Raw genomic sequence first — 25,327 nt, forward strand, 5'->3', positions numbered from 1 at the left:
GATGGCATCGCGTAGCCCGGCAATATGCGCCAACTCAAGATAGGCTGGTAAGCCTGCTAACGCCGTGAGTCCTGATGTCTGTACTTGCTCTTTATACTGGAAGGGAAGAACGCCTTGTGCCATAATTAGTTTCACCTCGTTGATGATAGCTGTTTGCTCGCACAAGCATTCTATCTTCCCAGTTTTACTGGGGCAACGAGGTTTTTCTATTTTTTAGCTGGTGAATCAGGGGATAAAGCAGGGCAGGATTGTGCAAAAGCGCAGGTGCTACTCCTGCAGGATTATGAAGGTGGCTGCTGCTCCAACTTAAGCTGTTCTTCTTCAAGCAGGAGGGCAGGAATCGGCAACGGGGTTAGGGACAGAAAGCGCAACCCGCCGCTGTGAGTGTTTTCAATGATTGACAAAGGCCCCTGACGATCACAGGTGAGTTCTTCCCTGACCTTACCAAGGACAATCACAGCGCCATCCTTGAGGGTTTTCTGCACATTGATTTTAGGGTTTTTGGCTTCAATGTCTAACGGACGCGATGACAGCTTCTCAGCAATAAAGGCATTTTTCTGTTCATGGAGGGCATCGAGTTTGTCGTTAAGAATCTGTAGACGGATGCGCACCGTATCGATAAATTCCGACCCTTTGCGCAAATGCTGCATCAGCGGCTTGATAGCAGCATTGATCGTGTTCATCTGCTGCTCGATAGAGTGAAGCTGACGACGAATGTAGTCGCTGCGCTCGGCATCAGGAAAATAAACACCGGCCGTAATCTGGGTACGTTGACCTGAGTTCGTCCCGATGATCGCCGCCGACACCCCGGTCAGGGCCGTCACCTCACCACCGATAATCGCCCCGCGTTCCACCACAACATGCCCCGTAGCGCGGATATGAGAATTGCGGATTTCATTGGTCACGACCACATCACCATAACAAACCACTGTTACCTGATTAAGATAGCGGGCGTGCAAATTTCCCTGACAGAAAATATGACCAATTTCACGCCCGGCCATTGACCCAACCTCAACCGAGCCCTGGGACTCGATATGGCAGGCACCGACGTGACCACTAATTTTGATCCCCTTGGTGGAACGCACATCAAAGTCATCAAGAATGTCCCCTTTGACTTCAACAAATCCGTGAAAATCGATATGCCCAACGCAAAAATCGACATGGCCGGGGATCACCAGTTGATCGACCACCGTCAGGGTGTTTTTTTCAAACAAGGCACGGCCGGGCCTGGTAGCAAAAGCCATACGGCCACCATACTTGAGTTGCACCCCCTCACCGGCAATGATGTTTTTCGGCTTGCCGGCAGGAGCTTCGATTTCGTGTCCCTGTACTGTAATACCGGGAATTCCCGGTTCCGGTGGATGGATCACCCCGAGTTTCTGCTCGGCTTCGATTTCGGTATAGGCATTAAGACGCTTCAGGTCGATACGCCCCTTTTCATCGGGGATAAACTGATGATCTTCACCGCTGACCTTTACCAGCAGCTCAAACCAGCCGTCAGTGCCGGGCTGCGGTTCGGTTCCCCGGGCAACCACCGTTGGTGGTGGTTCCTGCCCCTGGTCAAGGCAGGCACAAAAGTTGTCAAGGGCCGCGGCATCAATGGCGTCGATGATGTGGTGCTGTTGCAATAGCTCCACCAAGTCGGCAGGAACCAGTGTCGCTCTGCTATCTGCCGGAGGGCTTTGAGCCGACAAAGCCGCTGTTGTCTCCGTCACCTCTGATTTATCTGCTGGTTGGATTGATTCAACCAGCCGATCTGACAATGGTGCCAGCGACACCGGGGACAGCAACTCAAGGGTCGCAATGCACTCCATCTGATCAGGTGGCAGACGCAGGGTCAAACGGTAACTGTCAGTCTCGTGCACAGCAAGCAGATCAGGATCCAGGTGAGTATTATGTGAGTCAGACGCCATCATAGCGGCGATCCTCAGGAGGGGATAAGCGGATCAAGCAAACGAAAAAGCAACGAAGCAACTAGCGCTAATTGTAACCGATGCGAAACAGAAGTCCATCACAAAGGCACAGCGCCCGGACAAATCCGGGCGCTGTGGAAATCAAGAGAGGAAAAAATCAGGCGGGAGCAGGCTTGCTCCCTGCTGCAGCCGTATCTTTACGCTTGTTGAGGATGATAATAGTCATCAGCAACACCCAGCCAGCCACGTTGACCCACCAGACCGTCGGCCACAGCAGCAGGGCTGATGAGGTCAGGGTCAGGATACGGAATAGCGGATTCAGCTTGGCCTCCATGAATCCTTCAATTCCGGCGGCAAAAGCGTAAAGGCCGAACAGGGCAAAGAAAAAGATATAGAGATCCTGCGTCAGGGTGCCGCCAATAAAGGGAGTATAGGCAAACAACAGGGGAATAATATAGAGCCCTTTGGCCAGCTTCCATGAATAAAAACCGGTGATCATCGGCTTGGAGCCGGCAATCGCAGCACCGGCGAAGGCTGCCAGAGCGACTGGCGGCGTAACATTGGAATCCTGACTGAGCCAAAAAACGATCAGGTGCGCTGACAGTAAGGCAAAGGTGAGGGTGTGATCACTGAGCACTGACTCGCGAACCAGGCTGGCCATATCAAACGGAATAGCATCGACAATCGAGCGTGCCGTTGCCACCGACATGGGTTCACCAATCAGAGCCAGCTTTTCCGGCACCGCCAGCATAAAGAAGGTCTTTGCTGCCTCCGGAACCTGGCCACTGACCAACGCCTTGACCAGCATTCCATCAGCAATCAGACCCTGTAAAGCCGGGGCGGAGAGGGTCCCCAGCACGATATAAGCGGCGGTGACCGGCAATCCCATCCCCAGAACCAGGGACGCCAGGGCAACCAGGCCAATAGCGATCAGCAGACTGTGTCCGGCCCATTCATTGATCATCAGCGAAAAGGTATTGCCGATACCAGCCGTGGTAATCACATTAACGATCAGCCCGATAGTACACAGCAGAATCGCAGTCATGATCATATTTTTTGCCCCAAGGGCCAAGGCCTCAATGACCGCTTTAGGCCCCATCTTATTGGGGGTCAACCAGGACGAAACAACCACCGCGATCATACTGTAACCGGCGGCATAGGTCGGGGTAAATCCGTAAATCAACAGGCCAATCAGGATACCGATAGGGAGTAAAAAGACAAACCCCCCTTTTTTTATAACCTCCAAAAAAGAGATTTTTTCATCGTCAATGGCCGTCACGAAGCTGCGTTTGGCTTCTATGCGAATAAAAAAACCGACGGTAGCAAAATATAAAATTGCCGGCAGAATACTGACCAAAACAATCGTGGTATAGGGGATCTGGGTGTAAGTCGCCATGACAAAAGCACCGGCACCCATGATCGGCGGCATCAATTGCCCGCCCGTTGAGGCAGCCGCTTCCGCACCGGCAGCAAACTTAGAGGGAAAACCGGCTTTTTTCATCAGCGGGATGGTGATTACCCCGGTCGACGCAGTATTGGCCACCGCCGACCCGGAGATGGTCCCCATCAAGCCGGAAGCAATAACCGCCACAAAGCCCGGTCCGCCAACCAACCGCCCGGCGACTGCGCGCGCCATATCGATAACAAAATCCCCGGCACCGGAACGTAACAAGAAGGCCCCAAACAGCAGGAACATGAAGACATACGAGGATGAGATCTGGGCAATCGTGCCGAACAGAGCGTCATCACCATAGATACTGCGAAACAACAGGGTTTCAGGCTTAAGTCCAGCGAAACGGAACATGCCCGTCAACTCACTCCCCCACCAGCCAACATAGGTGAGTCCGACGACAATCAACACCGGAATGAACCAGCCGGCGACCCGCCGGGTAAATTCGATGGCACAGAGAACAACGATAATCCCGGCGATCCATTCCGATTGGACGAGATAGATCCCACGCGCATAAATGGCATCCTCCCGGGCAATCAGGAAAACTGCCGATGCCGCCGCCATGACTCCCAGTAAAACATCAAACAGGCGCAACAGTAACGGCCCATTGCGTCGCAGGGGGTAGGCAATCGCCACCAGGATGGCAAAACCGGCAAAGTGCAGCGCATTTTGCCAAAGGCTTGAAAGTACGGCAAAAACGTTAAACCAGATATGCATCAAGGATACGGCGACCCCGATGATTAACAGAGCCCGGCTTTCCAGCGGATGGACTTCGGTTTCATTGACAGACATACAGATGGCTCCGAAGAAAAAAAACGACCGCCCAAAAGGGCGGTCGCTGGAAGAAGATCAGGATTATTCAGCAATCAGGCGAGCAGGGATATTAAGTCCAACCTCGCGGAAATATTTCAGCGCTCCCGGGTGCAACGGCATCGGCAGACCGGCAATCGCTTTCTCTATCGCCATGACCCTGGTTGCACTGTGGATAGCATTCAAAAATGGCAGGTTCTCGTAGATGGTTTTGGTGATCTGATAAACAGCATCTTCATCGACATCAGCACGCACTGCCAAAAAGTTTGGCTGGGCGATGGTATTGATATCCTTGACCTGACCTGGATAGGTACCGGCAGGAACCACGTAACGTGTCCAGAGCTCCATGCCGCTGTCGGCCTGTTTCATCTGCTCATCGGTAAAGTCAAGAACCACAACATCATCACCCATAGTCGCGAAGGTCCGCGTCACTGCACTGACCGGAGCGCCGGCGGGGGTACTCATGCCGGCAACCTGACCGTTCTGCAGGGCATCAGCAGAGGGGCCATAACCGGCATATGCAAGACTGTAATCCTTTTCGACATCCACACCGAGACCGCCGAGCAGAGTCTTGTTAGAACCCAGGGTTCCAGAGTTACGTGGTCCCATGGCCATATTCTGCCCCTTCATCGCCACCAGGTCAGCCGCCGTTCCGGTTTTGGCAAAACGCTTGAGAACAGTAAAGTGCTCAACATTCTGCCACAACATGGTTACTGCCCGCAGCTCGCGCTGAGGACCGGCAGTGGCAAAATCTCCTGTGCCATTCCAGGCCCAGGCGCCGTAAAGACCCTGAAGGATGGAAAATTGTACCTCACCATCGTTCATCAGTTTGATATTCTCACCGGAACCTGCCGAACTGATCGCCGACATACCGATATTCTGAGTTGGTTGCAATTTAACTTTAATCAAGGTTGAAAGAGCAACCCCCACCGGATAGTAGGTGCCACCCGTCGAAGCTGTCGCCAGCAGATAATCACGATCCTGCGAGGCACTGACAGTCGCTGTTGTGGCGAAGGTGAAACTCGCCACCAACAGACATAAACCTGAAACAAACCACCGAGATTTAACCATTTTCTCCTCCTGACATGAGCTGGGTTAGAAAAAAGTCTCAAAAAAAGGGCGTCACGGCCAGCCGGAGCAACATTATTGTTCCGACTTACACCACTGACAACCCCCTCTAGAGACTGCTGGCTGAATATTTTGACCAGAAGACTGTATCGTTTTTTTTTACAGAATAATAGCTAATCCACTCTTCACTGCCAACCACCCGCGGCCATTTAATGTAGTGAAAACGGAATCCTCACTATTTAAGGCTTCAACAATAAATCAGAAAAAACGACAAAGATAGCCTTTTCCTCATCATTCTTGAGTTTTCCGCGCGCCGACATGTCGAAGGATATCCGGTTTTTTTTTGAACCTCAAGATTTAACGCAGATAACAAATTTGAGGTAGCGCCCTTCGGGAAAACCGACATCGCAGGGGAAATCTTCGGGCTGACCGCCAACAAATATAGTTCTAAGTCGATGACCAACAGCACCTCGACGCAGTTCTTTCATATAATCATCCAGGGACACTTTCTGATGATTTGATGATCCGACCAGCAGGCCGCCCGCAGACAGCAAAGACATCACTGCAGATACCAGATCAGCCGTGCCTCCTTGAGTAGAAAAACGGCTTTTTTTGGTTGTGGAAAAAGACGGTGGGTCAAACAGAATGCAATCAAACCAGCGCCCTTCGGCCTTCATCTTTGCCAGTTCAGCAAATACGTCACCGACAATAAATTCATGGTGTTGCGGGTCGATCCGGTTTGCTTTAAAATTTTCACGAGCAATGGCTAAATATTTTTCCGACACATCAATGCTGGTAACCCGGCTGGCCCCTGCGGCCGCAGTCGCTACTGAGAAAGCGCCGGTAAAGGCAAACAGGTTAAGCACCTGCATTCCTGCAACCCGCTGCATCAATTCCCGGCGATTACGGCGCTGGTCGGGGAAGAGACCGGTATGAAGCCCACGTTGCAGATTTACCTGATAGTACAGCCCATCCTCCTTCACCTGATAAACATCCGGTGCGCAAGTTCCGGTAAGGAGCTCATTGCTCTGACGACTTTTATTTTGAGCTTCGAGTTTGCGCGTTTGTTGCGGACGATACTTCAGATAGATGCCGGCTGGCTGGAAAACCTTTGCCAGTGCTGCTATTAATGCGCTCCGATAGGCTTCCCAGGCTGCGGTATAGAATTGCACCATCAGGTAATCACCGTAGCGATCAACTGTTACTCCCGGCAAACCATCCCCCTCCCCATTCACCAGGCGATAGCAGTCACTATCACCAAGCAGGGCGTGATGACGCAATCTCAGGCATCCCCGGAACTGCTCCTCCAGCCAGAGGGCACTGATCCTCGTCGGGTCACCAGGTAGACGCCGAGCAATGATACGGTTTTGTGGATCACAAATTGCCACCGCCAGAGATTGTCGTTGCTCATCGACCAGCATTACCAGCTCTCCGCTGGTCACCTTAGGCCATTGGCGGGTGTAGCGATCGGCGATTACCCACGGGTGACCCTGTTGCAATACACGCTTGGTTTCCGGTCCCACCAGACACATTTTCATCGTTTGATCCTTGGGCCGAATCAGATAATTGACCCTGCCAACCACAGTAAAAAAATGGGTTCCAAAAAATTATCGGCAAAAACAATTTCCACCAGTCATTATCTGCTAAAATAGCAAACTTTGATGCTATACTGGTGCAAAAAAACATACCCTCAACAGGATGTACCAATGGACCGAAAATTCAAAAATCGAATTCGTGAGCAGTTCGGTAGAACAGCTACAGCTTTTGTCGAAGCAACACATTTTACCGGCGGGCAGGATCTCGAGGAAGCGGCGCGCCTGCTTCAACCGACCCAGGATGATAATATGCTTGACGTTGCCTGCGGCGGTGGTCACATGGCGCTGTTTTTTTCTCCCATGGTACGTCAGGTTGTTGCGTCCGATCTGACCATGCAGATGCTAAAAAAGGCTCAGGAACATATCGCCGAAGAGGGCCTGGTCGATAATGTTATTTTTCGTGAGGCTGACGCCGAAGATCTCCCCTTTCCAGCCGGGTCCTTTACGCTGCTGACCTGCCGCATCGCGTCGCACCATTTTGCTGATGTCCCGCGGGCCCTCAGTGAATTTCATCGGGTTTTAAGACGTGGGGGGCGCATGGTGATCATCGACACCCTGCTCCCGGAAGACCCGGAAATAGCCGATTTTTTCCAGACCATGGAGCAGCTGCGCAATCCTACCCACGTCAAAGCCTTCAGTGAGGAGCAATGGCGGCAAATGATCGAGGATGCTGAGTTGATCCTCCAGGAAACCCGGATTATTCCAAAAGTTCATGATTTTCAGGAATGGGTGAAGACTGCCGGCCTTAACCGCGCAAAAATACAGGAACTCAACAAATTCTTCATGGAAGCGTCGCCCAAGGTGCACGACTTCTTCAAAATTGAATCCTTCGCCGGAGAAGTCGAAACCTTTACTGATCAAAAGCTGCTGATCTACGCATCGCGCAAGGAAAAAGAAAAAAAATAAGGTAACTATTCAGCACTCTCCTTGCGCCGGGTCTTTGGATCCTGTGGCAAGGGTTTTTGTCGCCATGGACGGCGACAAAAAGCGGTCAAGGATGACGAAAAGCGTCCCTTGACATAGGATCCGAAGATCCGGTGCTGAACAGAGACAGAATAAGGTAAGAACGTTCAGGGCGGGGAAACCCCGCCCTGAACTCGGAAATCCCGCCCCTGCAGCAACTCATCATTCCGAAATATTCACATCGATGCAATAAAATCAGTTTGGAACAACATAAATCTCCACCCGCCGATTCTGTTCCCGGCCTGCCGCTGTCTGATTGGATGCCATCGGCTCCAACTGACCCCGTCCTTCAGTGGACAGGCGGGAACGCGCCACGCCCTGATCCATCAAATAATCAGCGACAGCATTGGCCCGACGTAAAGACAAACGTAGATTGTAATCCGGGTTGCCAATACTGTCGGTATGGCCGACAACAATAATGTCGGTCTGCGGATAACGATTCATAATATCGGCTATTTTATTGAGGGAAGAATAGAAGCTTGGCTTGACCGTGGCTGAGTCGAAATCAAAGCCAACTTCGCTGCTCATCGTCAGCTTAAGAATCTCATTCTGCTGACGCTCAATTTCGATCTGATTCTGAGCCTGCTCGTTAGCGAGCTGCTGCTCAAACTCGGTCTGTTGCTTATCCATATACGCACCCACGCCGGCACCCAGAGCACCGCCGGCAGCGCCACCAATCAGGGCCCCACGCAACGCGCCGCTCTCTTTATCACTCTGATATCCGATAATGGCGCCAGAAGCAGCGCCAAGAATAGCACCGATTCCGGCACCTTTTTTTGTTTGATCATGCGTTGTATTGGCAGCACAGCCACTCAATCCAACCAGCATGGCGACAACAAGTGTCAGAATTACTGATCTGTTGATCATATTATTTCTCCTTAAGGTTAATTAACATTCGCGCTGAAACGATAGTGGCTCTTCTTCCAATTAAGCCTGAGAAAATATCGTTTTTTTGATTATACTCTACCTCGTTATAACAATCATGCTGCGAACAATAAAAAAAACGGGGGGCCCCAGAAGGACCCCCCGATCATCATCGATAATGAATTATGTTTAAAATTATTATTTGATTCCAGCTGCTTTTTCGAGCATTTCCGTGGTAACCGACTTGGGACGTTCAATACCATAACCCAAAGCGCGATCCCAGGTGATGTTGGCAAGACAACCCAAAGCACGACCGATACCGAACAGAACCGTATAGAACTCGTACTGGGTCACGCCATAGTACCACTGGATAACACCGGACTGGGCATCAACGTTCGGCCAGGGATTCTTGGCCTTGCCATGCTCGGTAAGCACGCCGGGAGCCACTTCAAAAATCATGCTCACCAGTTTGAACAGCGGGTAATCCTTGAGCCCTTCAGTCTTCAGACAGAACTCACGCTGAGTGGTGTAGCGTGGATCGGTTTTACGCAGCACGGCATGACCGTAACCAGGGATAACCTGACCACTGTTGAGCGTATCCCACAGAGCTTTTTTGAGGCCTTCTTCGGTCGGCACTTCGCCACCCAGGTGGCTCATGAAGTTCTGGGTCCAGCGCAGCACTTCCTCGTTAGCGAGACCGTGGAGAGGGCCGGCCAGGCCGTTGATACCGGCACTGTACGCATAGTAGGCATCGGACAGGGCAGAAGCAACCAGGTGGGTGGCATGAGCGGACACGTTGCCGGACTCATGGTCGGAGTGAATGATGAAATACATCCGGGCAACGTTGTCATAAGGAGCCGGGATGCCCATCATGTGAGCAAAGTTGCCGCCCATGTCAAGATCAGGATCAGCAGCAATGTGGGTGTCGCCCATATACTTCATGCGGTAGATGTAAGCACCGATGGGGCCAAGCTTGGCCATCATATTGCTGGCATCTTCGTACATGTCTTCCCAGCAGGTCATCTTGTTGAATTTGCCTGAGGAATAGGTCTTGGCGAAAACCGAATCACGCTGCATGGCGAGAATAGCCGAGGAAAACATAGCCATCGGATGAGAATCGCGGGGCAGAGCACGCAACACATCGATGACGTACTGAGGAATCTGTGCACGCTGTTTCCAGTCTTCGACAACTTCAAGGGTCTGCTCCATGGTCGGCACATCACCGGTCAACAGCATCCACCAGAAAGCTTCTACATAGGGGTATTCGCTGCCGGGCACTTTGGGCAGGGCTTCGAAGGTCTCAGGAATCGTCTTGCCGCGGAAGCGGATACCTTCCATCGGGTCAAGATAAGAAATGTCGGTTACCAGACACTTGATGCCACGTGCGCCGCCAATGGCCTGACCGATATTCACTTCACCAAGGCTAACATCACTGAACTCTTTGACAAGTTTGGTGGTGCGAGGACGATGCTCTGCAATTTTTTGCGCCAGTACTTGTTTCAGTGTGGACATGTTCTCTCTCCTTTTGTGGGTGTTAAAACAACTTATTGATGCCCTTGCGGGCCATGGGAAATATTTCCGCCCAGCGGAAAAACATGGGTCAAAATCATGAACCGAACAACCTGCGATCCACAGCATATTCAGCTATGCCGGAAATATGCGGGAAGCCAGTACCTGGTGACAGCTAAGATGCAGCCCCCTGGAGCTGCAAACAGCTGCACTTCCCAAATGATGTTCTAACAACATACCCCTTCATTGTCAAGTTGTAAATTGTATACTGTATCCACCAAGCCTAACCACGTATTTTACTGTTGTTTTGGCGACAACAGCCTGATTTTTTTCTTTGCGCGACAGCAAACCGATGCTACTATGCCCAAAATTTATGCAAACAAAACCTTTAACAATACAATCCCTGACCCTAACCAGCCCGATCATCCTGGCTCCCATGGCCGGGATTTCCAACCTGCCATATCGCCGCATAATGAAATCCTGTGGCGCCGGTCTGGTCTTCAGTGAGATGGTCAGCGCTAATGGTTTGATTCGTGATGGCGCCAGGACACAACAACTGCTGGCCACTCATCCAGAGGAAAGTCCCCTTGGAATTCAGTTATTTGGCAGCGATCCACAGGTCCTTGCCGAGGCCGCTTCAAGGCTTCCGGACGTGCCGGATCTGATCGATCTGAACATGGGGTGTCCGGTAAAAAAAGTGATTCGCAGCGGTTCCGGCAGCGCCCTGCTGCAGAACCCCGGTTTGATCGCTCGTATCCTTAAAGCCGTGCGTCGCTGCGTTAGCGGACCCCTGACCATCAAGATCCGCTCAGGATGGGATATCCACCACATGAACTTCCTTGAAATTGGTCACATTGCTCAGGAGGAAGGGGTCGATGCTATTACCCTTCATCCACGCACCCGCTGCCAGGGGTTTACCGGTCGGGCCGACTGGAAACAGATCGGCGAATTGAAGCAGGCTCTCCGCATACCGGTGTTTGGAAGTGGCGATATGATGACAGTGGACGATGGCCTGCGCATGCACCAGGAAACCGGCTGTGACGGGCTGATGATCGGCCGTGGCGGCTACGGCAACCCCTGGCTGATCAAACAGCTGAATGATGCCCTGCAGGGCAACCGGATTAGCTATCCGACGGCGGCCGACAAGCTCGCGATAATTCTCCGGCACCTTGAACTGCACCGCGAACAGTTTGGGGAGCACAAAGCCCTACTTGAGATGCGCAAGCATATCAGTTGGTACGCCCGTGGCATGGAGGGTGCCGGGCACCTTCGATCAGAGCTTCAATCCTGCCAACAGCTGCCCCAGCTTGTCGCTCTGACCGAGCACTTTTTTCAGCAGGATCACCACCGATGAATCCCACCAACCGACTGAATCTGGAAGACTACTATTCTATCATCGACAATATCGAGGACGCCGTTATTGCCATTAATCAGGCCGGGGTCATTATCCTGTTTAACCCCGCAGCCCAGAACTTTACCGGGCTGTCCGAAAGGCAGGCACTGGGCAAGGCATTTTGTGCGTGTTTCCAGCAACAGGAAAGCCTCTGTGATCTGGTCAGAACCAGTCTGCGCGAAGGTCGCTCCCTCTCTGACCACGAGGCCGTTACCTTTGAATCCCTGGGGCGCCGTCGCAAGCGGCACTTAAGTGTCAGCGTTTCACCGATCCTTTCCTCTGCCGGCCGGCAACAGGGTGCAATTGTCATTATGCACGACTTAACCCAGGTCCGTTCACTGGAAGAGACAGTGCGTCATGCCGATCGCCTCACCATGGTCGGCACCATGGCTGCCGGTCTCGCCCACGAAATCAAAAACCCCCTGGGAGGCATCCGAGGCGCAGCACAATTGCTGCAGATGGAATTAAGCGAACAGCCCGAGCTGCATGAGTACACCAGCCTGATTATTCGCGAAAGTGAACGCATCAACCGCATCATTGTTGAACTGCTTGATCTCGCCGCGCCACGCCGCAACCGTCTGGAGCCGGTCAACATCAACAAACTGCTTAATGAGATGATCGCCCTCCAACGGCATAACGCCCAGGCCAAACATATCGAGTTCAAACTACTCCTTGATCCGAGCATTCCGCCTATCTATGGTGATAGCGATCTGCTGAACCGCCTGTTTCTTAATTTGCTCAAAAATGCCTGGGAAGCATCTTTTGAACACACCGAGATAACCATTGAAACCAGAATCGATGGCGAATATTATCTCAGTGTCGAAGGTTCTCGCCTGGCCCCCCTGGTTCAGATCCGTATCTGCGATCGTGGCCCAGGACTCTCTCCTACGGAGATAGAGCAGGTATTTACCCCCTTTTACACGACAAAAGAGGGAGGTAGCGGCCTGGGATTGCCAATTTGCCAGAAGATTGTTGCCGACCACGGTGGCCTGCTGCACTTCAATGAACATCCTGATGGCGGCACAATTGTTAGCGTCTCGCTACCGCTCTTGCGCACCGATCGTGATCAATAAGCACCTGATGAAGGAACATAGAACCATGGCTATTTCACGCATTCTTGTTGCTGATGACGAAGAGAGTATCCGCTGGGTTCTCTCCAAGGCCCTGAAAAAACAGGGGTACGATGTCGAGGTGGCCGAAGATGGCAATCAGGCCAGAAAGATGGTGCAGGAACGTCACTACGATCTTGCTATCCTGGATATCAAAATGCCCGGCGCCAACGGCCTCGACGTTCTTAAATTCATTCGTGAAGAGCACCCCAGCACCCTGGTCGTCATCATGACCGCCGAAGCGACCATGGAACATGCCGTCACTGCCATGAAGAACGGCGCCTATGATTATCTGACCAAGCCCTTCGACCTGAGCGCGCTGGACGCAATCATCTTCAAGGCAACCAACGCGGCAGAAGTTACCGAACAGATCGATCAGCTTAAACGTGAAATTCAGAGCCAGTACAGCTTCGGCCGCAGCATCATCGGCAACAGCCAGGCCATGCAGAGTGTATACAAAACCCTGGGCCGCGTTGCCGGCTCTGATATCACCGTTCTGATTACCGGCGAAAGCGGCACCGGCAAGGAACTGATCGCCCGCGCTATCCACATGAACAGCCCGCGCCTGGGTAAACCTTTCATTGCCCTGAATTGTGCCGCCATTCCACGAGAATTGCTTGAAAACGAACTATTTGGTCATGAACGGGGCGCCTTTACCGGTGCCACCGATCGCAAAACGGGGAAATTTGAGCAGGCTGAAGGGGGAACCCTTTTTCTGGATGAGATCGGTGACATGCCGTTGGAATTACAGGCAAAGTTGTTGCGGGTATTGCAGGAAAAGGAGATCACCCGTACCGGTGGTCAGCAAATTATCAAGGTCAACGTCCGGATTGTCGCCGCCACCAATCAAAACATGACCAAGCAGGTCGAGGCAAAAACCTTTCGCGAAGATCTCTATTACCGCCTTAACGTTGTCCCGATTGCACTGCCGACGCTACGCGAGCGGCGGGAGGACATCCCGGCCCTGGTCGATTTTTTTCTTCAGAAAGCGCGCCAGGATTTTGGTATTGATGCGATTGAATGCAGCCCGCAGGCTCTGGAACTACTCAAAGGCCATCACTGGCCCGGCAATGTCCGCGAGCTGGAAAACACCATCAACCGAGCGTCCCTGCTGTGCCCGAATCACGTATTGACAGCTACCGATTTTCCTGACCTGGACCCCGGAAAAGGGTCATATCCCAATGAGGACTCACTGGAGGCGCTGGTCTGCCGCAAGCTACAAAGTTCCCTGGCGCAGATGGATTTAACCGAGATGAACAATCTCTATGAGATGGTCCTCCATCAGATTGAACGCCCGCTGATCAATATTGTCCTGCAAAAGGCACGCTGCAATCAGGTGCGTGCTGCAGAAATCCTGGGCATTAATCGCAATACCCTGCGCAAAAAAATCAATACGCTGAAGATTGAGGTCAAGCGCAACAACGGTGATTAGCGCCGGGTGACGCTAATAACCCTCCTCGCGCCGCGCCTGATTTTCAAAACGGGTAAACTCGCCACGGAAGGTCAGATGGACGGTACCGATCGGCCCGTTGCGTTGCTTGCCGACAATAATTTCTGCGTCCTTCTCATGATCTTTGTCACAGGTTTTATCGCGGCTCTTACAATCTTCACAGTAAACCGTTTCACGATAGATGAACATGATAACGTCGGCATCCTGCTCAATCGCCCCCGATTCACGCAGGTCGGCCATGACCGGACGCTTGTCGGTCCGGCTTTCCAGCGAACGGTTGAGCTGTGACAAGGCAACAACCGGAACCGAAAGTTCTTTGGCCAACGCCTTTAAAGAACGTGAAATCTCGGAGATCTCCTGCTGCCGGCTCTCCGGATTACTCCCCCGCATCAACTGCAGATAATCGACAATAACCAATCCCAGACCATGCTCTGCCTTAAGGCGTCGCGCCTTCGAACGCAACTCAAGGACTGAAATCGCCGGGGTATCATCAATGAAAATCTGGGTTTCGCTGAGCTGGCCTGCCGCCATGGTCAATTTGGGCCAATCCGATTCCCCCAGGTGGCCGGTCCGCAAGCGTCCGGCATCAACCTTGGCCAGCGAACAGAGCATCCGCTGCACCAGCTGCTCCTTGCTCATTTCCAGGGAAAAGACCACCGCCGGGAGCGGATTGTCGTCGTGGGTGGTGGCATATTCGATCAGGTTCAAGGCAAAGGCGGTTTTCCCCATGGAAGGTCGGGCAGCGATAATAATCAGGTCACTCGGCTGCAAACCGGCGGTCATTTTATCCAGGTCAAGATAGCCGGTGGGGACCCCGGTGACCAGCTCCTTGCGCTCATAGAGTTTCTCAATGGTACGAAAGGTGTCCTTAAGGATTTCCCGAACCGGGAAGTAGGAAGGACGGGTACGGTTTTCGGCAATCTCAAAGATGGCCTTTTCGGCGCGATCAAGAATCTCTTCCATATCACCGCCATCGTACCCCTGGGTAGCAATATCGGTTGAAACCTCAATCAGCTTGCGCGCCACCGCTTTTTCCTTAACCAGCTTGCAATAATAGGAAATGTTGGCAGCGGTCGGCACATAATCGACCAGGGTTGCCAGATACCCACTGCCGCCGGCAGCATCGAGCTCCTGGTGCGCTTTGAGTTCAGCAGTCAGGGTCACCAGGTCAGCCGGTTCATTGCGCTCGGATAAACAAATCAGAGCCTTGAATATTTTACGGTGATTTTCTCGGTAAAAATCACTCGGGACCAGGACCTCCAGGGCACGATTCAGCGCCTCGTTTTCCAACATCACCCCGCCCAGAACCGACATTTCTGCTTCGAGATTCTGAGGCGGCAAACGGTGTGAAGATGGTTCGGACATGTTTTTCTCCCAGCAACTGATAGTGTCGGCAAGATAACAGGAAAAAGCACCGGCACAAAACAAAAAGAGGGTCCTGCAACAGACCCTCTCCTACAATTTGACTGATGGGTACCGACCCGAGACAAAAGAATCGTGTTTGTAACGTAGCTATTCAGCGCTATCCTTGCGTAGGACCTTTGGCTCCTGTGGCAAGGGTTTTTGTCGCCATGGACGGCGACAAAAAGCGGTCATGACCCATCCGAAAAAACAGGTTCTGATTATTACTTGATGCCACCCGATCTTGCTCAGAAAGAACAGTTTACAGTCCTGATCTGTGGCACCGGCGATTCTTCGCTGTTCCCCATCCTTAAGCGAGCATAAAAGCCATTCACCAAAAACCGCGCGTTTGGTACGGTTGTCAGGCCGAAGGAAGGGAAAGATATCAATATCAGAGCGGCGCAGGAGTGCAGTACAGGCAGGTCTTATTAACGTGCTCGATCTTCATCAAGGGCAGCATCTCCGTGCGCGACGCGTGGCACTTGTTTTGCCTGTTCTACCGCCGGCGGACTCGTCACTTCAATGCTGAGCGCCGGCAAAGGATCAGACCGGTTGTAAGCTACCATCTGCCGGGTTGAGTTTACGATAAAAACAACTGACACGTGTTCGCCCCGACGCTGGGTCCCTGGTGTGACAGGCACCACCACCCTGGGGCTCAACCCTGTAGATCAGCGCATCCTGATCACAATCGATATAAATATCGATAATTTTAAGAAAATCGCCGGAAGTTTCGCCTTTGGTCCAGAGCTCATTGCGCGAGGTCGACCAGAAGGTCGCCATCCCTTTTTGCAGGGTGACCTCTAACGCCTGGCGGTTAACATAGGCCAGCATCAAGATGCGGCCATCAGTGATGTCCTGAACAACTGCTGGGACAATACCTCCACGCTTGGCAAAGTCGATCAGCAACTCACGACCCTCTTCCAGCCCGCTCGTACCCATAGATTCAAAAGCTCCTATTCAGATTAAAAAATGCTGAACACGCGCATTCTGCCAACAAGTCTTTAAAACTTCAAGGACAGTTTTATTAAAAAATGACCAAATTTCGGGCCTATCAAAAAAACACAAAATCAACCTCTCACGCCCAGCCCGTCGCAATGAACAAAAAAAATCTTCTTCTTGACCTGAATCAATTTAATTATTTCATGGGCGCCCTTATAGTAGCTCGACATCTACCAAGGAGAACAACCATGACACCACTATTGACCAAGGATATGACGATAAAAGAGGTTCTCGACATCTGGCCCGAAACCCTCGATGTGTTCGTCGCCAACGGGTTTGAGAATCTCCGTGACGAAAAACAGCGCAACGCGGTTGCACCTTTTTTGAAGTTGGAACGTGCCGTTGCAATGAAACATTATGATCTCGACAATTTTCTCGCGCTACTACGAAATCAGATTGCCCTGAGCTCCCATCAGGCTGACATTACCATGAAAAAAACCGATCACGACCAGGGTGATATCCGGGTTGCCGGATTGCTGCCCTGTCCGGTACGCTTACCATTACTGGAAAGTTTTGATGCGTTTATCGAAGACTTCACTACCAAAACCGGCCACAAAGTCAGCTACAAACTCGAAGCAGCTTCGGTTGGGGCCGACTGGATTGCGGACAACATCCGCGGCATCAAAGATGCCGATAAACTCCCCGATATCTTTATTTCTGCCGGTTTTGAGACCTTCTTCGATCACCAAACTATTGGCCGTTTCAAAGATCAGGGTGTTTTTGAGGACATCTGTGGTAAAGAGGTCAACCGGGACTTTGCTGATCTTGATATCCGTGATCCCAGGGGGGATTACTCGATTGTTGCCGCAGTTGCTGCGGTCTTTATGATCAACCATGATGTGCGTGGCGATCTGCCGATTCCACGCACCTGGGCGGATCTGCTCGAACCGGAATTCGCCCAGCAGGTTGCCCTGCCGGTCGGCGACTTTGATCTGTTTAACGCCCTGCTGCTGGCGATCCATAAGGAGCACGGCGAGGAAGGGGTGAAAAAGCTCGGTCGCTGCATGCTCAAATCGATGCATCCGTCACAGATGGTGAAAAATGCCAAACGGGTCAGCGAGGAGAAACCCTACGTCACCATCATGCCCTACTTTTTTACCAAGATGGCGCGCATGGTCGAAGGGCTTGAGATTATCTGGCCGGAGGATGGCGCCGTGGTCAGCCCGATATTCATGTTGACCAAGCGTTCTACCCTTAACAAGACCCGGCCGATCGCCGAGTTCTTGAGCGGTCGCGGGGTCGGCGACATTCTCGCCCACAAAGGACTGTTCCCCTCCCTGCACCCGGAAGTGGACAACCGACTCAACGTCGAGCATCCGTGGAAATGGATTGGCTGGGACTACATCTATCAGCATGACATCGGCGCTCTGATCCTTGACACCAACCAGATTTTTGAAGACGCTCTCGGCCTTACCGAAGGAGTATAATATGCGATTTCTAACCGTTTCCGGCCCACCGTCCGCCGGCAAAACCTCGGTGATCCTGCGGGTGATTGAAGCCCTGCAACAACGGCAACGCAAGATCGGGGTAGTCAAGTTCGACTGCTTGTTGACCGACGATGACACCCTTTATGCGAAAACAGGGGTGCTGGTAAAAAAAGGGCTCTCCGGCGCCCTGTGCCCTGATCACTATTTTGTCAGCAATATCGAAGCTTGCGTGACCTGGGGGCGGGAAAACGACTGCGAATACCTGATCAGTGAAAGTGCCGGTTTGTGTAACCGCTGTTCTCCCCACATCAAGGACATTACCGCCATCTGCGTTATCGATAACTTAAGCGGGGTCAATACGCCGCGCAAAATCGGTCCGATGCTCAAATCCGCCGATATCGTCGTCATCACCAAGGGGGATATCGTCTCCCAGGCCGAACGCGAAGTCTTTGCCTCGCGCGTTAAACAGGTCAACCCCGGCGCCGTGATCATGAACATCAACGGCATCACCGGGCAGGGCGCTTTTGAACTGACCAGTCTGTTTGAAGCCGCCTCCAACATCGACACTCTCAAAGGGAAAACCTTGCGCTTCTCCATGCCGGCAGCCCTGTGCTCCTACTGTCTCGGTGAAACCCGCATCGGCGATGAATACCAAACCGGCAACGTGCGTAAAATGGAGATGGAGGACAAACCATGAGACTGACCGAACTGTACCTACAGCCATTGACCGCGACCCTGGCTGAACACCCCTATATTGAGGATTTTATCACCTCGTTTGGGCTAACAATTGCCGCCGACAACAACAGCCTTAAGCACTATCTGGACCAACTCAACCCGGACCTGCTTGAGGATCTGGGCCTCAGCCGCGAGCAACTTCAGCGCAGCCTCGATGACTTTCTGAACGGCATGCTGGCCCTGCGCAAACCCCTCGACAAGGTCGAGTCCCTGACCATCATCGGGGGGCGCAACAAATCAGGAGAAGCGGAAGATTTTGAACTGATCCTGCAGCCGGGGGAAGTCACCTGCATTGTCGGCCCCACCGGGTCGGGCAAAAGCCGGCTGCTGGCTGACATTGAATGGGTGGCCCAGGGGGACACCCCGACCGGACGCAACATTCTGATTAACGGCCAGGTCCCGGACAGCCAGTGGCGTTTTTCCACCGAGCACAAACTGGTGGCACAATTATCACAGAACATGAATTTTGTCATGGATCTGAGCGCTGAAGAATTCATCCAGATGCATGCCGAAAGTCGTCTGGTGACCAATCCCCAGGAGAAGGTTGCCCAGATCCTGGAACAGGCCAATTTGTTGGCCGGGGAACAGTTCCGTCCCGACACCCCGGTTACGTCCCTTAGTGGTGGGCAGTCGCGGGCACTGATGATCGCCGACATGGCATTCCTGAGCAAATCCCCTATTGCCCTGATTGACGAAATCGAAAATGCTGGAATTGATCGAAAAAAAGCCCTGAACTTATTGATTCGTGAAGAAAAAATCGTCCTGATGGCGACCCATGATCCGATTCTGGCACTAATGGGTGATCGCCGTCTGGTGATCAAAAACGGCGGAATTGCCAAGGTCATCATGGCTAACGAAGCGGAACGCCGTAATCTTCAGCGCCTGGAAGAAATGGACAATCAACTTCTGGCGCTACGCAACCGGATCCGCTCCGGCGAAACGTTGGAACAACTCTAGAGGAGAAATAACATGCACGACGGTTGTCAAGGACAGGTAGGAGATGGCGCAAAGGTGGTGGACAAATTACGGATGATGGGCTTTTCCAACCATAGCCTGCCGCAGGAGGTTCAGCTCATTTGTAGTGGCTGTGATCAGAACTTCACCATGTCGACTCTGGAATATCGCTGCCCGCACTGCGGCATGGTTTACGGGGTGACACCCTGCCACGCTCATGATACGAAAAGCATTCAAGCTGCGGGGATCGACTATTAAACTGGACCAATCAACCAGTCGGGAGACTTGGCGCAAGAGCGTGTGCCCGACCTTTTTTTATCCGTAATAAATGAAAAAAGGGGGGGGGCTATTTTTGTTCTGCTGACAATTTCTGCTTTGCCATGGTCGAAATAAACTGCCAGAGAACAGCGCGGGAAGGCTCATCCAGATAGGTGAAGCGCACGCCTGAGTGGTGTCCACGGTTACCGTCGCTCTCCCCTTTCTGGGTCCAGCAGACTTCACCAGTGATCACATGGGTGTGATCCTGTTGCGGCAGTTGGAAACTGAGGGTGATAATCCCGTTAACCCGCGGCAGCGGATTTCTCCCGGCCGTTTCAATGCAGGCACCATCCATGCTCATGTTGTAGATCGAGCCGGCACATTCCTGTTGCAAATAGCGCAATCTGACCTGGATGGGCCGGGTAAACTCACAACGATAGTGATCCCTGGCCCCCGCCATCATCCCCTGTAGCACCGACATGAACTTTTCGATACTACGCAGGCTTACTTCGGAGACGCTACCCTTGGTACTCATGGTGTTGCGCTCTTCAATCACCTCATCTAGAAGCTTACGGTAGCGATAAAATCGTTTCAGCAGATCGTTGCGTTCAAAGGTAAAACCGTTAGACGATATCAGGACATTGTCCACCGGAACCTGCGTCTGGCACTGGTCACAAACGATCACCTGTAACTCAGCAAGCAAAGCTGAACGAATGTAGTTCTGACATTTTGGACATTTCATCATCAGCATGACAGCCCCGCTTTCACTGATCAAACCATCCTGAAATCATTCATTGTCTAACCAGCACTGTAACCATATCATTATCATAGACGAAAAAAGGCCGCTGGAAAAATACCCTGCAGCCTTGATTCGCAACGACATTTTAAGTCCGGCCAGGGATCAAGCTTCTTCCGGCGCAACCACGATCTTCAGACCAGCAACAACACCGGCATCCAGCTTGATGTTCACCAGATGTTCACCGAGGGTTTTGATCGGTTCACCAAGCTGAATTTTTTTGCGGTCGATACTGATTCCGGCATCGGCCAGCTTGGCTTCCAAATCCATGGAGGTCACCGAACCAAACAGTTTGCCTTCTTCACTGGCTCGCTGGGTAAAGTTACAGATCACCTTCTCAATCCGGGCCTTGAGGGCGTTGGCATCGTTGGTGACCTTTTCCAGTTTACGCGCAAGTTGACGCTTCTGATGTTCAAGCTCCTTTACATTACGAGCATCGGCCAGGTGGGCCAGCCCCTGGGGCACCAGATAGTTTCTGGCGTAACCGGCCTTTACACTGATAATATCACCGATGGTCCCGAGGCCATCGACATTTTCTCGCAGAATCACATCTGTATTCATCTATTTTCTCCGTAGCTTAAACGTATGATGAGCGGTGCGGATCGTTGATCAGCGCCCGGTGAGACCCAATCACACGGAATGTGAGTTGGTATAGGGCAACAGAGCAATCTGCCGGGCATTTTTGATGGCATCGGCAATATGGCGCTGATGGGTCGCACAGGTACCCGAGATCCGGCGGGGCACGATCTTGCCACGCTCCGACAGGTAGTAACGCAAGCTGTCGACATCTTTGTAATCAATTTTTGCACCTTTGTCGGCACAGTAACGGCAAATCTTGCGGCGGCCAAAGCGGCGGCGAGGTGCTGAGGAACCGGGACGTCCTGGATTTTCACTAGCCATACTATATTCTCCTGAATCAGTTGTTGTCGTTATTCTTCGTCGTCTTCGTTGAAATCGTCATCATCATCGTCAGCCCTAACCTGTGCAGCGGGTTCAGCTACTTCTGCGGTGAAATCGCGATCCAGGCGCACGGTCAGAAAGCGCAGAATCTGCTCATCCAACCGGAGACGACGTTCATACTCGGCCACAACCTCTGGTCCGGCGCTGAACAACACCTGGACGTAGTTGCCACGCTCAACCTTTTTAATCGGATAAGCAAGCTTACGCACACCCCAATTATCGATCTTGACAATCTCAGCCTGCTGATCATTGAGAATTTTCTGGAATTTGTCCACCATTGCCGTCAGCTCGTCGCCAACAACCTCCGGATGAACGATGTAAAGTGACTCATAGTTTCTCATTGAGCATTTACCCCTTTCGGACTAACAGCCCCGAGCATATCCCGGAGCAAGGAATGGTGCAGATTCACCATGAATCCGCAGAACCAAAGTTTCTATCACGCAACCCGCGCTATTACAAGTACTTTTATCCTGATCATGGCATCAGACATTAAAACGAAAATGCATCACGTCACCATCAACAACCCGATAATTTTTACCCTCTAGGCGCAACAGCCCCTTTTCCCTGGCGCCCGTTTCGCCACCGGACCTGACGTAGTCCTGATAGGCGGTGACCTCAGCACGGATAAATCCCTTTTCAAAATCACTGTGAATCACTCCGGCAGCCTGAGGCGCAGTCGCCCCGGCTGAGACCGTCCAGGCCCGCACTTCCTTAGGTCCGGCGGTGAAATAGGTGATCAGACCAAGCAAGCGATAACCGGCGTGGATCATCCGGTCAAGCCCCGAGTTTTCAAGTCCTAATTCCGAAAGGAAATCGACCTTTTCATCCTGATCCAGTTCAGCGATTTCCGCCTCTATCTTACCGCATAAGGTCAGCATCTCTGCTCCTTCAGCGGCGGCGTGTTCACGCACTTGAGCGACAAAAGGGTGGGTCCCTCCAAGATCATCCTCTGCGACATTGGCGAGATACAGAACCGGTTTTACCGTGATCAGGTGAAGATCCCTGATCAGCAACTGTTCATCCTTTTCAAGAACCACCGAACGTGCCGGCAATCCCCGGTTGAGGGCTTTGGCTATTTTTTCAAGGACCGTAACCTCGGCTTGCAGCTTTTTATCACCACTTCTGGCCTGCTTACTGCTGCGTTGAATACGCCTGTCGACGCTGTCCAGATCAGCGAGATTCAGTTCGGTCTGAATCACTTCAATGTCGCGCAGCGGATCGATACTGCCATCAACATGAACAACGTTATCATCTTCAAAGCAACGCACGACATGGGCAATAGCGTCGACCTGACGGATATGGCCGAGGAACTGATTTCCCAGACCTTCACCACGACTGGCTCCCTTCACCAGACCGGCGATATCGACGAACTCCATCACCGTCGGCACAATCTCTTTGGGTTTCACCAATCTTGCCAGTTCGTCCAGCCGCGGATCAGGGACGGCGACCATGCCGACATTCGGTTCAATCGTACAAAAAGGATAGTTGGCAGATTCAGCACCGGCAGCGGTAATCGCATTGAATATGGTCGATTTTCCAACGTTAGGAAGTCCGACTATTCCACATTTAAACCCCATGTTTTTTTATCCTCAAAAAACTGATAGCCGAAGCATGCGCTCCGGCTATCAGATCATCTATCTGTTGATGCTACTGGTCAGATAAGCAGCGGCGCAATAACCAGCGACACAACACTCATCAGTTTGATCAGAATGTTCATTGACGGACCGGAGGTGTCTTTCAGCGGATCCCCGACGGTATCGCCAATAACTGCAGCAGCATGGGCTTCGCCGCCCTTTCCTTCGCCTTCAAGCTGACCGCTTTCAATATATTTTTTGGCGTTATCCCATGCGCCTCCACCGTTGGACATGAACAACGCCAACAGCACACCGGCCAGAGTCGCACCGGCCAGCATGCCGCCGAGAGCTTCCTTTCCAAGGATAAATCCAACCAGCACCGGCGCAGCAACAGCGACCACACCAGGAAGAATCATCTCCCTTAGAGCCGCCTTGGCCGAGATATCGATACACTTCTGAGAATCAGGCTTGGCCCCTTCCTTGCCTTCCAGCAAGCCGGGAATTTCACGGAACTGACGACGGATCTCGTCAACCATAGCACCGGCAGCACGGCCGACGCTGGTCATGGTCATGGCACCAATCAAAAACGGCAGAGAACCACCAACCAACAGACCGATAACCACCATCGGCTCGATCAAGTTGATTGATTCAAGACCAACCGTTGTGGCATAGGCAGAAAACAGCGCCAGGGCTGTCAGCGCGGCAGAACCGATAGCAAAACCTTTACCGATTGCGGCAGTGGTGTTACCGATAGCATCGAGCCCGTCAGTGATTTTACGCACGTCCGGTCCGAGACCAGCCATTTCCGAGATACCGCCGGCATTATCGGCGATCGGGCCGTAGGCATCCACCGTCATGGTGACACCAACCGTTGCCAGCATGCCGACCGCAGCGATACCGATACCATAGAGACCAGCAAAAGCGTTCGCTACAAAGATGGCAAAGGCAATAATCAATACCGGCAGAACCGCGGATTCAAGACCGATCGCCAAGCCATGAATGATGTTGGTTGCCGGACCGGTTTTACTGGCTTCAGCAATCCGTTTTACCGGGCCATGAGCGGTGTAGTATTCGGTAATCTGACCGATAGCGATACCGGCAAGGCTACCGATGAGGATGGCCCAGAAGATACCGGCATTGAGCCCGGCGGCTTTGATGTAGATGAATGCCGCAATCAAGAAACCACCAGCGGCAACAAAGGTTGTATAGTGCAACGCTTTGGCGGGGTCCATTGACTTGAGAAAACGCATCGAGAAAATACCGATGACTGAGAAGACCAAACCAATCATTGCCAGTGCTAACGGCAACAGCATGGCAGCCGCCTGAACATTGGCACCGGAGCCAAGCTTGGTAAGCAACAGCGGGCTGGCAGCAGCGGCAATGGCCATCGTTGCGATGATGGAACCAACATAGGATTCAAAAATGTCAGCACCCATACCAGCGGTATCGCCAACACAGTCACCAACGTTATCAGCAATAACACCGGGGTTACGCGGGTCATCTTCGGGAATGCCGGCCTCGACCTTACCCACCAGGTCAGAACCGACATCAGCAGCCTTGGTATAAATACCACCACCAACCCGAGCGAACAGCGCAATAGATGAGGCGCCCATGGCAAAGCCGCTGATATGTTTAGCGCTCTCAACATCGCCACCATAAAAAATGTAAGCGATACCAACACCAACCAGACCCAGAGAGGCGACAGCAAGACCCATAACCGCGCCACCGTTGAAGGAAACCTCCAAGGCACGCGCCTGACCGTGGGCACGGGCAGCTTCTGAGGTTCTGACATTGGCCCGGGTTGCGGCCTTCATGCCGATAAACCCGCAGGTCATGGAACACAAAGCGCCGCCAACAAAAGCCAGAGCACTGTGGATGCTCATGGCAACGGCAATCAACACAAAAACCACCACAATAAAAATGGCCAGGGCGCGATATTCGCGGTTCAAGAAGGCCATGGCACCTCTGTGGATATCTTCAGATATCTCACGCATCCTGTCATTGCCCACAGGTTGGGATTTAACGTTGTTGTAGATCACCAGCGCGATCACAAAACCGATCACCCCGAGTATGGGGGCCCATGCTTGCAGTTGCATTCG

22 protein-coding genes are annotated in these 25,327 nt (G+C 52.3%); 8 read left to right on the forward strand and 14 right to left on the reverse strand.

From position 1 onward, the window contains the following. Nucleotides 1-281: 281 nt before the first annotated feature. The 4 genes from ICT70_RS05360 to ICT70_RS05375 form a co-directional block, all read right to left on the reverse strand. Nucleotides 282-1,916: a DUF342 domain-containing protein gene (locus ICT70_RS05360; protein ID WP_191154375.1), complete on the reverse strand. Its 1,635-nt coding sequence runs from the start codon at nt 1,914-1,916 to the stop codon at nt 282-284. A gap of 154 nt (nt 1,917-2,070) precedes the next feature. After that, the gene (locus tag ICT70_RS05365; protein ID WP_191154376.1) at nt 2,071-4,155 is read right to left on the reverse strand and encodes a TRAP transporter permease; all 2,085 of its coding nucleotides are present in this window, start codon (nt 4,153-4,155) and stop codon (nt 2,071-2,073) included. Nucleotides 4,156-4,218: 63 nt separating this feature from the next. Beyond that, nucleotides 4,219-5,244, reverse strand: coding sequence for a TAXI family TRAP transporter solute-binding subunit (locus tag ICT70_RS05370; protein WP_191154377.1), 1,026 nt, complete (start codon nt 5,242-5,244; stop codon nt 4,219-4,221). 347 nt (nt 5,245-5,591) lie between these two features. Beyond that, the gene (locus ICT70_RS05375) at nt 5,592-6,779 is read right to left on the reverse strand and encodes a class I SAM-dependent rRNA methyltransferase (RefSeq protein ID WP_191154378.1); all 1,188 of its coding nucleotides are present in this window, start codon (nt 6,777-6,779) and stop codon (nt 5,592-5,594) included. A 168-nt stretch (nt 6,780-6,947) separates the two neighbouring features. Here ICT70_RS05375 and ICT70_RS05380 point away from each other — a divergent pair, with 168 nt between their 5' ends. Then, complete coding sequence (locus ICT70_RS05380; protein WP_191154379.1) at nt 6,948-7,742, forward strand: class I SAM-dependent methyltransferase; 795 nt, start codon at nt 6,948-6,950, stop codon at nt 7,740-7,742. A 252-nt stretch (nt 7,743-7,994) separates the two neighbouring features. On the opposite strand, the gene ICT70_RS05385 is transcribed toward ICT70_RS05380, so the two are convergent. Then, the gene (locus ICT70_RS05385; protein WP_191154380.1) at nt 7,995-8,666 is read right to left on the reverse strand and encodes a YiaD family glycine zipper/OmpA-like lipoprotein; all 672 of its coding nucleotides are present in this window, start codon (nt 8,664-8,666) and stop codon (nt 7,995-7,997) included. Nucleotides 8,667-8,861: 195 nt separating this feature from the next. Beyond that, nucleotides 8,862-10,175, reverse strand: coding sequence for a citrate (Si)-synthase (locus tag ICT70_RS05390; RefSeq protein WP_191154381.1), 1,314 nt, complete (start codon nt 10,173-10,175; stop codon nt 8,862-8,864). A 370-nt stretch (nt 10,176-10,545) separates the two neighbouring features. Here ICT70_RS05390 and dusB point away from each other — a divergent pair, with 370 nt between their 5' ends. The 3 genes from dusB to ICT70_RS05405 are packed head-to-tail and all read left to right on the forward strand — an operon-like array spanning nt 10,546 to nt 14,106. Further along, a complete protein-coding gene (gene dusB, locus ICT70_RS05395) occupies nt 10,546-11,526 on the forward strand; it encodes a tRNA dihydrouridine synthase DusB (protein WP_191154382.1) in 981 nt (326 codons plus the stop codon). Beyond that, nucleotides 11,523-12,638, forward strand: coding sequence for a two-component system sensor histidine kinase NtrB (locus tag ICT70_RS05400; protein WP_191154383.1), 1,116 nt, complete (start codon nt 11,523-11,525; stop codon nt 12,636-12,638). The genes dusB and ICT70_RS05400 overlap by 4 nt, the downstream gene beginning before the upstream one ends. Nucleotides 12,639-12,645: 7 nt before the next feature. Next, the gene (locus ICT70_RS05405) at nt 12,646-14,106 is read left to right on the forward strand and encodes a sigma-54-dependent transcriptional regulator (RefSeq protein ID WP_337906699.1); all 1,461 of its coding nucleotides are present in this window, start codon (nt 12,646-12,648) and stop codon (nt 14,104-14,106) included. 12 nt (nt 14,107-14,118) lie between these two features. On the opposite strand, the gene dnaB is transcribed toward ICT70_RS05405, so the two are convergent. Continuing rightward, nucleotides 14,119-15,489: a replicative DNA helicase gene (gene dnaB / locus ICT70_RS05410; protein ID WP_191154385.1), complete on the reverse strand. Its 1,371-nt coding sequence runs from the start codon at nt 15,487-15,489 to the stop codon at nt 14,119-14,121. A gap of 579 nt (nt 15,490-16,068) precedes the next feature. Then, complete coding sequence (locus tag ICT70_RS05415; RefSeq protein ID WP_191154386.1) at nt 16,069-16,464, reverse strand: phosphoribosyl-AMP cyclohydrolase; 396 nt, start codon at nt 16,462-16,464, stop codon at nt 16,069-16,071. Nucleotides 16,465-16,712: 248 nt separating this feature from the next. Here ICT70_RS05415 and ICT70_RS05420 point away from each other — a divergent pair, with 248 nt between their 5' ends. The 4 genes from ICT70_RS05420 to ICT70_RS05435 are packed head-to-tail and all read left to right on the forward strand — an operon-like array spanning nt 16,713 to nt 19,898. Further along, the gene (locus ICT70_RS05420; RefSeq protein WP_191154387.1) at nt 16,713-17,951 is read left to right on the forward strand and encodes an ABC transporter substrate-binding protein; all 1,239 of its coding nucleotides are present in this window, start codon (nt 16,713-16,715) and stop codon (nt 17,949-17,951) included. Between the two features lies 1 nt (nt 17,952). Continuing rightward, the gene (locus ICT70_RS05425) at nt 17,953-18,648 is read left to right on the forward strand and encodes a GTP-binding protein (RefSeq protein WP_191154388.1); all 696 of its coding nucleotides are present in this window, start codon (nt 17,953-17,955) and stop codon (nt 18,646-18,648) included. Further along, nucleotides 18,645-19,643, forward strand: a complete 999-nt coding sequence (locus ICT70_RS05430) for an ATP-binding cassette domain-containing protein (protein ID WP_191154389.1) — start codon at nt 18,645-18,647, stop codon at nt 19,641-19,643. Before ICT70_RS05425 ends, ICT70_RS05430 begins: the two co-directional genes overlap by 4 nt. A gap of 12 nt (nt 19,644-19,655) precedes the next feature. Then, a complete protein-coding gene (locus ICT70_RS05435) occupies nt 19,656-19,898 on the forward strand; it encodes a hypothetical protein (RefSeq protein WP_191154390.1) in 243 nt (80 codons plus the stop codon). Between the two features lie 88 nt (nt 19,899-19,986). Here the strand turns inward: ICT70_RS05435 and ICT70_RS05440 are convergent, their stop codons facing one another. The 6 genes from ICT70_RS05440 to ICT70_RS05465 all read right to left on the reverse strand — a co-directional run bounded on the left by ICT70_RS05440 (nt 19,987) and on the right by ICT70_RS05465 (nt 25,324). Further along, entirely contained in the window at nt 19,987-20,643 is a 657-nt protein-coding gene (locus tag ICT70_RS05440) for a PilZ domain-containing protein (RefSeq protein ID WP_224746847.1), read from the reverse strand. 156 nt (nt 20,644-20,799) lie between these two features. Continuing rightward, nucleotides 20,800-21,255, reverse strand: a complete 456-nt coding sequence (gene rplI, locus ICT70_RS05445; RefSeq protein ID WP_191154392.1) for a 50S ribosomal protein L9 — start codon at nt 21,253-21,255, stop codon at nt 20,800-20,802. Nucleotides 21,256-21,324: 69 nt separating this feature from the next. Beyond that, a complete protein-coding gene (rpsR, locus tag ICT70_RS05450) occupies nt 21,325-21,594 on the reverse strand; it encodes a 30S ribosomal protein S18 (protein WP_191154393.1) in 270 nt (89 codons plus the stop codon). 29 nt (nt 21,595-21,623) lie between these two features. Further along, entirely contained in the window at nt 21,624-21,995 is a 372-nt protein-coding gene (gene rpsF, locus ICT70_RS05455; RefSeq protein ID WP_191154394.1) for a 30S ribosomal protein S6, read from the reverse strand. A gap of 141 nt (nt 21,996-22,136) precedes the next feature. Continuing rightward, nucleotides 22,137-23,231, reverse strand: a complete 1,095-nt coding sequence (ychF, locus tag ICT70_RS05460) for a redox-regulated ATPase YchF (protein WP_191154395.1) — start codon at nt 23,229-23,231, stop codon at nt 22,137-22,139. A gap of 77 nt (nt 23,232-23,308) precedes the next feature. Further along, nucleotides 23,309-25,324 (reverse strand): sodium-translocating pyrophosphatase, encoded by a 2,016-nt coding sequence (locus tag ICT70_RS05465; RefSeq protein WP_191154396.1) that lies wholly within the window; start codon nt 25,322-25,324, stop codon nt 23,309-23,311. Nucleotides 25,325-25,327: the final 3 nt, after the last annotated feature.

Origin of the sequence: Pelovirga terrestris (assembly GCF_014773365.1) — a bacterium.
Lineage (GTDB): Bacteria > Desulfobacterota > Desulfuromonadia > Desulfuromonadales > Geopsychrobacteraceae > Pelovirga > Pelovirga terrestris.

Coding starts and splice junctions, on each gene's coding strand:
- ICT70_RS05360 (WP_191154375.1), bottom strand. CDS start 1,916: ATGATGGCGTCTGACTCACATAATACTCACCTGGATCCTGATCTGCTT.
- ICT70_RS05365 (WP_191154376.1), bottom strand. CDS start 4,155: ATGTCTGTCAATGAAACCGAAGTCCATCCGCTGGAAAGCCGGGCTCTG.
- ICT70_RS05370 (WP_191154377.1), bottom strand. CDS start 5,244: ATGGTTAAATCTCGGTGGTTTGTTTCAGGTTTATGTCTGTTGGTGGCG.
- ICT70_RS05375 (WP_191154378.1), bottom strand. CDS start 6,779: ATGAAAATGTGTCTGGTGGGACCGGAAACCAAGCGTGTATTGCAACAG.
- ICT70_RS05380 (WP_191154379.1), top strand. CDS start 6,948: ATGGACCGAAAATTCAAAAATCGAATTCGTGAGCAGTTCGGTAGAACA.
- ICT70_RS05385 (WP_191154380.1), bottom strand. CDS start 8,666: ATGATCAACAGATCAGTAATTCTGACACTTGTTGTCGCCATGCTGGTT.
- ICT70_RS05390 (WP_191154381.1), bottom strand. CDS start 10,175: ATGTCCACACTGAAACAAGTACTGGCGCAAAAAATTGCAGAGCATCGT.
- dusB (WP_191154382.1), top strand. CDS start 10,546: ATGCAAACAAAACCTTTAACAATACAATCCCTGACCCTAACCAGCCCG.
- ICT70_RS05400 (WP_191154383.1), top strand. CDS start 11,523: ATGAATCCCACCAACCGACTGAATCTGGAAGACTACTATTCTATCATC.
- ICT70_RS05405 (WP_337906699.1), top strand. CDS start 12,646: ATGAAGGAACATAGAACCATGGCTATTTCACGCATTCTTGTTGCTGAT.
- dnaB (WP_191154385.1), bottom strand. CDS start 15,489: ATGTCCGAACCATCTTCACACCGTTTGCCGCCTCAGAATCTCGAAGCA.
- ICT70_RS05415 (WP_191154386.1), bottom strand. CDS start 16,464: ATGGGTACGAGCGGGCTGGAAGAGGGTCGTGAGTTGCTGATCGACTTT.
- ICT70_RS05420 (WP_191154387.1), top strand. CDS start 16,713: ATGACACCACTATTGACCAAGGATATGACGATAAAAGAGGTTCTCGAC.
- ICT70_RS05425 (WP_191154388.1), top strand. CDS start 17,953: ATGCGATTTCTAACCGTTTCCGGCCCACCGTCCGCCGGCAAAACCTCG.
- ICT70_RS05430 (WP_191154389.1), top strand. CDS start 18,645: ATGAGACTGACCGAACTGTACCTACAGCCATTGACCGCGACCCTGGCT.
- ICT70_RS05435 (WP_191154390.1), top strand. CDS start 19,656: ATGCACGACGGTTGTCAAGGACAGGTAGGAGATGGCGCAAAGGTGGTG.
- ICT70_RS05440 (WP_224746847.1), bottom strand. CDS start 20,643: ATGATGAAATGTCCAAAATGTCAGAACTACATTCGTTCAGCTTTGCTT.
- rplI (WP_191154392.1), bottom strand. CDS start 21,255: ATGAATACAGATGTGATTCTGCGAGAAAATGTCGATGGCCTCGGGACC.
- rpsR (WP_191154393.1), bottom strand. CDS start 21,594: ATGGCTAGTGAAAATCCAGGACGTCCCGGTTCCTCAGCACCTCGCCGC.
- rpsF (WP_191154394.1), bottom strand. CDS start 21,995: ATGAGAAACTATGAGTCACTTTACATCGTTCATCCGGAGGTTGTTGGC.
- ychF (WP_191154395.1), bottom strand. CDS start 23,231: ATGGGGTTTAAATGTGGAATAGTCGGACTTCCTAACGTTGGAAAATCG.
- ICT70_RS05465 (WP_191154396.1), bottom strand. CDS start 25,324: ATGCAACTGCAAGCATGGGCCCCCATACTCGGGGTGATCGGTTTTGTG.